The sequence below is a fragment of the Salinivibrio sp. MA427 genome (genome assembly GCF_001996115.1).
Classification (GTDB): domain Bacteria; phylum Pseudomonadota; class Gammaproteobacteria; order Enterobacterales; family Vibrionaceae; genus Salinivibrio; species Salinivibrio costicola.
The window spans coordinates 1-8723 of sequence record NZ_MUFH01000094.1 but is presented as its reverse complement, the minus strand read 5'-3'; the positions used below and the strand labels follow the sequence as shown (position 1 = coordinate 8723).

Here is an 8723-nt window from a genome sequence, read left to right as displayed (position 1 = left end):
ATCTCCATTGGTGAAGAAGCGCGTATTGAACACGGTGCGCACGCGATTATCATCTTCTAGCTGGTTAAACCAGTTTATGTGCTTGTCTTTAAACTGACGATTTGACTCTGGGAGTTTGCCGTCGATGTTGCCTTTGTTAAATTGGTTGACGTTATCACCCGCCAATGCCCAAATCTCAATCTTTTGTCCGACCAGATCGGGGTTTGCGGCAACACGGTCACGCAAATCATATTCCGCGCCCGTAGAGATAAAGCGAAATAGATCACGTTTATCGCCCCGCGAGGTCACCTCTGGCATCGCATTAAATATGGCCTTCGCCAATACCGAACGATAACTGAGGTACTCCAATGTTTCATCGTTCAGTGGTTTTCCCTCAATGCCCAAGCTTTGCTCACTGAGATCAACCGTTAAACGGATTTCGGTGGTGTAAAACGCCGTATACCCTTGGGAGACAATCGACCCAATCAGCAATACCAAAAAGGTGAAGGCGAGAAAAATCGATGTCATACCATACCAGCGGAAACGCTTTTCTTTTCCGCGACGTTTCGCAAGGCCTGCTTTTACCCTAGCACGCTTCTCTTGCGCAATTTTTTCGATTTTATCAGTCATATTGTTCTCGATATTTTTTCACGATGCGTAGCGCCACGAAGTTGAGCGCTAGCGTCACAACAAACAGCGTGAGACCCAAAGCAAATGCAGCCAGCGTTTTAGGGCTATCGAACTCTTGGTCACCGACCAACAATGTCACGATTTGAACCGTGACCGTAGTCACCGATTCCAAGGGGTTCGCCGTTAAGTTAGACGATAATCCTGCCGCCATCACCACGATCATGGTTTCACCAATCGCACGTGATACCGCCAGCAATAAACCACCGACAATGCCTGGTAACGCGGCAGGAATCACAACCTGACGCACGGTTTCAGAAGGGGTAGCGCCTAGCCCTAATGAACCATCACGCAGTGACTGAGGCACGGCGGATATCACATCATCGGACAGCGAGGAGACAAACGGAATGATCATAATGCCCATCACCGCACCAGCTGCGAGTGCACTTTCTGACGATGCACTGGTAAAGCCGATCGCATGGGCAACATCACGAATAAATGGCGCCGCAACTAACGCTGCGAAAAAGCCGTAAACCACTGTCGGGATCCCCGCAAGGATCTCTAAAATAGGCTTAACAATGCCGCGAACACGGGGCGATGCGTATTCAGCCAAGTAAATGGCACTCATTAACCCAACCGGTGCCGCGATACACATGGCGATGAATGAAATCATCAAAGTGCCGGTAAATAGCGGGATCGCACCAAAAGAACCACTCGAGGCTTGTTGATCTGCACGCAGTGCAATCTGTGGCGACCATTCGGTGCCAAAGATGAACTCGGTCACGGGGATCATTTGGAAAAATCGCATCGCTTCAAACAACACTGAGAGCACAATGCCGAATGTGGTTAAGATTGCGAGGGTTGAGCAGAACAATAAAAAGCCCTGCATCACGTTTTCGACCCGATTGCGGGCACGTAAACGCAGTCGTAGCGAGCGCCAGCCAAAGGCTAATCCCGCCAACGCAAGTGCAGTCATTGCGGTGAATCGTAATGTGGTCCCTAAATGGTTCAGGGTTTGATAATGGTCCGCCGCAGCCAACAAGACAGCATCGTCAGTTTGGGTGATGCCACGAGCAATATTACCGATTTGACTGTATAACAAATCCGCATTGCCGAACTGCGTGACGTACGTATCGGAAATTTGTGCCATCACCAAACTGTGGATCAAGTTCGGTTCTACCGCTTGCCACAACAATAAAAGAACCAGTGCCGGAATCGCCGCCAAAATGGCGACATATGAGCCGTAATAGTTAGGTCGAGAATGCAGTTTGCTCAAGCCACCAGCCATGTTGGCAAGCTTAATAGAACGCGTTCGAGCAATAAAAAAGCCGGAAATTGCAATAATAGCAATCACGGTCATCAGCATGGGTGTTGTCATTGTTCCTCCTGAACACGAATAAAGGGGGTACGTGACACGTACCACCCTTTCGTATTCACAATGCGCTTACAAGTTTGGTTTTAAATCGACGGCAGCACTGCGTACTTGTTGCCACTCGTTTTCACCCAGTGGAATAAGGCCACGGTCAGCGAGATAACCCATGCTGCCCATTGCTTCTTCTGAGGTGAACGCTTTCACATAATCGGTCAGGCCAGGAATCACGTTCTCATGCGCTTTTTTAACGTAGAAATACAGTGAACGTGATACGGGATACTCGCCGGTACCAATGGCATCAAATGTTGGCAGAACACCCGAGATTTTAGAGCCTTGTACTTTGTCTGCGTTTTGCTCAAGGAAGCTGTAACCGAAGATGCCAAGCGCATCTGGGTTTGCTTCAARCTTTTGCACAATCAAGTTATCGTTTTCACCGGCTTCGATGAAAGCACCGTCTTCGCGCATGCCGTGACAAATCGCTTTGAATTTGTCTTCGTTACTGTCTTCAAGTGCTGCGACTTCGGGATACTCGGAGCAGCCCGCTTCCATGGCTAGCTCAACAAACGCATCACGTGTGCCCGATGTTGGTGGTGGACCTAGCACCTCGATTTTGGTGTTAGGCAGTGATGGGTTCACGTCTTTCCACGTGTCATTGGGGTTGTCAATCAAATTACCATTACCGTCTGGGACGGTTTTAGCGAGTGCGGTGTAGATATCTTTTAGCGTGAGATCATACTGTTGCGATACTTTCGAGTTTGCGATAGCAATACCGTCATAACCGACTTTGATTTCGACAATATCGTCGACGCCATTTGACTTACAGCGTTCAATTTCCGAGCTTTTGATTTTACGTGATGCGTTAGTCACATCTGGGGTGTTTTCACCGACGCCCGCACAGAACAACTTAAGTCCGCCGCCTGAGCCAGTCGATTCGATTTTTGGTACTGAATATTGCGACGTGCGACCGAAGCGCTCAGCAACGACAGTAGCAAAAGGGTAAACAGTAGAAGAGCCAACGATGCTAATGTAGTCACGGCTTGCAGCCGTTGCGCTACCTGAGGCCAGCACGGCCATTGATACTGTCGTCGCTGCAAAGAGAGCTTTAAGTTTCACATCAACCTCCAAGTCGATTATTTAAGTTAGTGCTGTGTAAATCAATTTATCTACACATAACGAAGAACTCGGTTAACGGGGAGACACATTAAGCGCACAAAGTGACAGTTCCTTTATGCAATGATGAAGGTTTGATGACAGCCAGAGGCATTGGTAGCACACTCAAAAGTTGCTCAAGGTGCGCTAGCGCTGCGCGCGGAAGTGGCTAGGATAGATGAAACATCGATAGCATAGCAGCGAGATAACATCACAATTGAGATGTTAGCTGCGAACAATTTGGATAAAGAAGGCAATGACAGATGCTAACCACAATGAGGACACACGGTTGAACACTGATGCCAAGCCATTGGTACTCTTTTTGTGTGATGGAAAATACGGCGCGTCGTTAATGGCAGCCGCAATGATGAAAAGCAAAGCGAACAGTTTTTTTGATGTGCACTGTTATCACACAACGCAAACCATGAGCACCGATAAGGCCGCACAAGCGCTGATCCAGTTTCAAATATCGACTTACGATCTGGCGCCGGCGCCATTGGATGCGCTGACACTCGACTATGTCGATTATTTAATTGCTCTGAATCCCGCATCGGTACAATCGGGCCTGCCATTGCCAAGCTACGGCAAATTCATTCCCTGGGATGTTACCGAAAACAGCGACGCCGGGCTTGCTGCCGTTTTGCGTGCTATTAACCAAAATGTGAATTACTTTCTCTCTCTGTATTTATTTCGATAAAAAATGCGCCACTTAGGCGCATTTTTTGTTGTTAACACGGCTCTCACAATGAGCCTTGGCTTTTCGGTTTATAGTCTAAACGCTTGAGCCTGCTCACTCATACTCGCGTTTTCTTTTTCTAACCGCTCGTACGCTTGGCGCGTTTGCTCTGCCGTTTCAGCCAAAGATTCCGCCGCACGGTGAATTGCTGCGACGTTTTGGTTTAAATCAGCAGCGGCAGTGGTTTGTTCTTCGGTCGCCGTCGCAATCGCTCCTGTCATTTCTGACACCTGCTGCGTTGACGCATTGATGGTCTCAATCGCCTCTGCCGCGCGTTTGGCATCATCCAATCCTTTTTGGGTTAATGTTTGGCTGTCACTCATCACCTGATACGCCTGACGCGCTTTGGTTTGCAGCCCTTCGATGATTTGATTAATCTCATCGGTTGATGACTGCGTCTTGGTTGCCAAACCGCGCACTTCATCAGCGACCACAGCAAAACCGCGACCTGCCTCACCGGCGCGCGCCGCTTCAATCGCCGCATTAAGGGCAAGTAAATTCGTTTGCTCGGCAATGGTACTGATCACCTCTGAGACCTTACCGATATTTTCACTGTCTGCGGTTAACGCCTCAATCACTTGCGACGCTTCGTTAACTTGATCTTTCGCGGCTACGCTTTGCTGGTAAGACTGTTCAAAGGTTTCTCGACCTTGCTGGGCATACTCGCGCGATTTATCAGTGTGCTCGGCCGCCGCGACCGTATTACTCGCCACTTTCCCAAATGTTGACTCCATTTGTGTCATAGCACTGGCGAGCTGTGATAGCTCACTACGCTGTTGCTCAACACTGTTGACCGTATCCGTCACCTGAGTCGAAAGCTCGTTACTGACCGTTTGTAGCCGCTGTGTGCCTTTTATCAGCGAACCAATTAAGTGGGTAATACTGCTTTGCATCTGATCGAATGTATTGGCGGCCTGTCCTAATTCATCACGGTTAAACTGAGCAAGATCGAGCCGTTGCGTCAGATCGCCACTTTCTACCCGCTGCATTTGCGTAACCAGTAAGGACAATGGTCCGCGGATACGGTTTTGGAGTAAAAGTGCAACGATAACCATCAACACGATCAGCGCGACAATTACCGCTATCCCCATGACAATCAGCTGTTCGATTTTCTTAGACTCTTGTGCTTTGATGGTATTGGCCTGTGCTTCTAGATCAGCTTGTAACGACGCAAGGTTGTCCACTATTTGATCAAAGGGCGCTAACATTGGCCCAAGCATTTTTCGTCGAGCGTCGTCTATTCGCCCATTATCGATTAGACGAATATAATCATTTTGCATCTCGCGATAGCCATTCAAACGTGTCTCAATGGTGGTGACTTCATCGCTGTTACTATCTCGAACCGTCAGCGTTTTCATATTCGTCAGCGCGCCACGTACCGATTCGTCATTGCGCTTAATTTTCACCAGGATATCGCGATGCGCTTGTTTATCATCGGTTAGGCCATAATCGAGCGCAAAACGGCGGTAAGTTACCGTGTAATAGCGTAAATCTGACACCGTGCTGAGCAAACGCACATTGCGCTCGACAACGTCATTGAACTGGGTTTTAACTGAGCTAATTTCACTGAACAAATAGGCGCCACTCAGGGCGACTGCAATCCCGAGCGCAATAAACACCGTCCGTAAATACTGAATGATTGTCATAGATTCCCCATTACCCTTAAATACCATCACTAAATTAATTGTTTTTCTGCGCCAAGGGTAACGGGTACGATCAATAGTTGTAATAGGTTTAGCCAACTATAAAAAACAAACCAGCTGAAAACGAGCCAGCTTAAACGTATTAATTTGTAAGGAACAACAACGCATGAAGGGCCATAACACTCAGAGTGAGCCGATCGCGCATTGTTTGRTACCCCGCTGGCTGATCGTTTTTTTGTTGGCAATATCGAATCCACCGTTCGGTAAGCCACACTAAAAAGTAACCTGCCGTAAGCACGCTTACGGTCAGTGATAGAGGTGTCGCCCCTTTGACCAATGCACCCCATGCAAGCAAGGCGAACACATTACTGAGTACCAACGCATACCGACTCAATGTAGGAGGTGTGTTATCCAGGCCGTTCCCCCACAACACGCCGGATAAAAAGCTTAAAATCACGGCACTGTAGGTAATAAACAATTGTTCGCCAGCTAAGCCAAAAACTGTCAGCCCAGTCCAACTGACCCCGAGGGCCCCCGCGAACGGTAAAAGGCCAAGATAACCTAAATTCAGCATGGTGCGATCCGCTGACGATGCACGAACATCAGGTTGTGGCATTGTTTTGCTCCTACTCATAAACCAGTCCAGCTCGTTTATACGGTATCACTGCCATGATGGCTGATAGCTCGTGCCGGTTTGCTGCTTTTCTCATCACTTTGCACTTCACTACCGTGATAAAGGCCTCTTTTTTTTGCAAAGAAAACGCACCTTGCGTAAATTGTTGCGCGTTTTGTTGTTTAAAAAGGAGTTACTCATGTCAACACGAAGTACGTCGGATGCGAGCAATGCCAGCACATTGCAGCATCCGTTTGCCGATTGCGTCACCCAAACGGGGCCGTTTAAGGGCGTTCATAAAAATATGATGATCGCCGCTACCCTTCTGGTTTTCGTCTTCGTTTTTTTTACCGGGTTTAACACTCACCTAGCAGCCAGTGTGTTTGCTGCTGCTCGCGGCTGGGTAGAGTCTACGTTCGGTTGGTATTACATGTTGGTGCTTGTTCTCTTATTGGCCGCCAGCTTCATTATTGCAGTCACCCGTTTTGGTAATATTCGTTTGGGTGACGACGACGATCGCCCCGAATTTAGTACTTTTTCGTGGCTATCGATGTTATTTTCCGCCGGTGTCGGTGTTGGCATATTGTTTTTTGGGGTAGCCGAACCCACGCTCTACTTTGATACAAGTGGTGCGTTCGGCTACCCCAACAACCCATATGCTGATATGGCAGGCGCAACCACCATGGGATTTGATCGCGCGGCCGCTGCTCTGCGTGTTACTTACTTTCACTGGGGCTTTCATGGCTGGGCCGTGTACGTCATTGTTGGCCTCGCGCTGGCGTATTTCTCGTTCCGTAAAAAACTGCCGCTCGCGCTACGATCCACCATTTATCCGCTGATTGGCGATCGGATCTACGGCCCCATTGGCCATATCACCGATATTTTAGGTGTCCTGGGCTGCGTATGCGGTGTCGCTACCCCGCTCGGGTTAGGGGTCAGTCAGATCGCGGTGGGGCTCGATCGCTTATTTGGCATCGATCCCGGTGTCATGACTCAGGTTATCCTGATCGTTTTGATTTCCGTGGCCTCAATCATGTCGTCTCTGTCTGGCGTCGGCAAAGGGATCCGCATTATTTCCGAGTGGAACATTATCGTCTCGGCATTGGTAATCGCTTACTTCTTATTTGGCGGTCCAACCACCTGGTTGATCCACGTCTTTGGTGCTTCACTCAGTGACTATTTGGTCGGTTTTATCCCAATGGGACTGTGGTTTCCTGAAACGCCAGGCCCAGCCGCATGGCAAAATGCCTGGACCATTTTCTACTGGGGTTGGTGGATTGGCTGGGCGCCCTTTATTGGCTTATTTATTGCCCGCATTTCTCGCGGACGTACCCTGCGTGAGTTTGTGGTTTGTGTGCTTTGCGCGCCAACGCTGATGATTTTTGCTTGGTTGGCCATTTTTGGCGGCAATGCGTTGCATCAAGAGCTTGTTGCTGAGACGGGTGTCGGTACTGCGGGAATCATTGATTTGGTGAATGGCTGGGACTTGCCTGCGGCATTGTTCGCCACAGCCGATGGCATTACCGGCGGCGGTATCTGGGGTTGGATACTGAACGCCATGATGATCTTTTTGCTGTTTAGCTGGTTTATTACCTCGTCCGATTCCAGCACCTTGGTGCTCACCACCATTCTGTCGATGGGCAATGATGATCCGCCGAAACGCTTCCGTGTTTTCTGGGGCACTATGATCGGCGCCGTCGCCGCGGTGCTTTTGGTCGCAGGCGGCTTAAGAGCCTTACAAACGGCCAACATGGTGACTGCATTACCTATCAGTGTATTGGTGATCTTAATGACCATCAGTGTGATGAAGTCTTTACTGGCAGAGCCGGTTGGCAAGCCCACCGCCTCGACGCCATCACAAGCGAATCGCTAGACCGGTTTCATCGACCAACGAAAGCGCCACCTCATACGGTGGCCTTTTTTTATTCGAGGTCGTCGTCGCTTTTATGGGTTCGTACCATCCATGGCCATCGCCAGCACACTGACCGGATGCAAGGCTTCCAACGGTGTGTTCTCTTCAATTTGCCATTTGCAGGTTTCACAATCGGTGACAGCAAAGTCGGCTTCTGCAGCTTTAATCTGCGCAAACAAACCACTACCGATGGCAATCGAGGTTTGATAGTTCTCGGTTTTAAAGCCATAGGTGCCTGCCAAACCACAACACTCGCTATCGAGTACAACCACGTCTAACCCGGGGATCATCCGCAATAGCTCAATGGTGAACATTGCATTGCCACTGCGCTCCAAGTGACAAGGAGTGTGATACACCACCCGTTTATTGATGGGTTTTAGCTTGGGCATCTCGCCATTCATTGCCGCTTTGAGTAAAAAACGGGTCACGAAGCTAATTTGTCCTGCCACATGCTGATTGTCGACACCCAATACATGCGGATACTCTTCTTTGAGTGTCAGCGCACACGATGATGACGTCGCGATCACTGGGCGCTCGTCGGCAACAGAATCGGCAATCATCGCGGTATTGGCGGTGGCATTACGTCTTGCTTTATCATAAAAACCGTTAGCAATTAAGGGGACACCACAGCATTTGTGTTTCTCTAATAGCTGAACGCCATAGCCCATCTAATAGCTGAACGCCATAGCCCA

Annotated in this window: 7 protein-coding genes and 1 pseudogene; 2 read left to right on the top strand and 6 right to left on the bottom strand. The window is 49.2% G+C overall.

The features are described from left to right. The 3 genes from BZG79_RS08035 to BZG79_RS08025 form a co-directional block, all read right to left on the bottom strand. On the bottom strand, positions 1-609 hold a 609-nt coding region (locus BZG79_RS08035; RefSeq protein WP_199877627.1), incomplete at its 3' end, for a DUF3333 domain-containing protein. Next, positions 602-1984: a phosphate ABC transporter permease subunit PstC gene (gene pstC, locus BZG79_RS08030; RefSeq protein ID WP_021023114.1), complete on the bottom strand. Its 1383-nt coding sequence runs from the start codon at positions 1982-1984 to the stop codon at positions 602-604. The genes BZG79_RS08035 and pstC, both read right to left, overlap by 8 nt. Before the next feature lie 66 nt (positions 1985-2050). Then, positions 2051-3091 (bottom strand): substrate-binding domain-containing protein, encoded by a 1041-nt coding sequence (locus tag BZG79_RS08025; protein ID WP_077774145.1) that lies wholly within the window; start codon positions 3089-3091, stop codon positions 2051-2053. Between the two features lie 292 nt (positions 3092-3383). On the opposite strand from BZG79_RS08025, the gene BZG79_RS08020 reads away from it, so the two are divergent. Further along, the gene (locus BZG79_RS08020) at positions 3384-3824 is read left to right on the top strand and encodes a hypothetical protein (protein WP_021023116.1); all 441 of its coding nucleotides are present in this window, start codon (positions 3384-3386) and stop codon (positions 3822-3824) included. Between the two features lie 68 nt (positions 3825-3892). On the opposite strand, the gene BZG79_RS08015 is transcribed toward BZG79_RS08020, so the two are convergent. Further along, entirely contained in the window at positions 3893-5509 is a 1617-nt protein-coding gene (locus BZG79_RS08015) for a methyl-accepting chemotaxis protein (protein WP_199877625.1), read from the bottom strand. Positions 5510-5648: 139 nt separating this feature from the next. Further along, positions 5649-6122, bottom strand: coding sequence for a DUF3429 domain-containing protein (locus tag BZG79_RS08010; RefSeq protein ID WP_242414143.1), 474 nt, complete (start codon positions 6120-6122; stop codon positions 5649-5651). A 196-nt stretch (positions 6123-6318) separates the two neighbouring features. On the opposite strand from BZG79_RS08010, the gene BZG79_RS08005 reads away from it, so the two are divergent. Next, positions 6319-7992 (top strand): BCCT family transporter, encoded by a 1674-nt coding sequence (locus BZG79_RS08005; RefSeq protein ID WP_077774143.1) that lies wholly within the window; start codon positions 6319-6321, stop codon positions 7990-7992. 71 nt (positions 7993-8063) lie between these two features. On the opposite strand, the pseudogene glpC reads toward BZG79_RS08005, so the two are convergent. Continuing rightward, positions 8064-8699: pseudogene (glpC, locus tag BZG79_RS08000) on the bottom strand (anaerobic glycerol-3-phosphate dehydrogenase subunit GlpC); the annotation flags it as partial. Positions 8700-8723 lie beyond the last annotated feature (24 nt).

Coding starts and splice junctions, on each gene's coding strand:
- pstC (WP_021023114.1), bottom strand. CDS start 1,984: ATGACAACACCCATGCTGATGACCGTGATTGCTATTATTGCAATTTCC.
- BZG79_RS08020 (WP_021023116.1), top strand. CDS start 3,384: ATGACAGATGCTAACCACAATGAGGACACACGGTTGAACACTGATGCC.
- BZG79_RS08005 (WP_077774143.1), top strand. CDS start 6,319: ATGTCAACACGAAGTACGTCGGATGCGAGCAATGCCAGCACATTGCAG.
- BZG79_RS08015 (WP_199877625.1), bottom strand. CDS start 5,509: ATGACAATCATTCAGTATTTACGGACGGTGTTTATTGCGCTCGGGATT.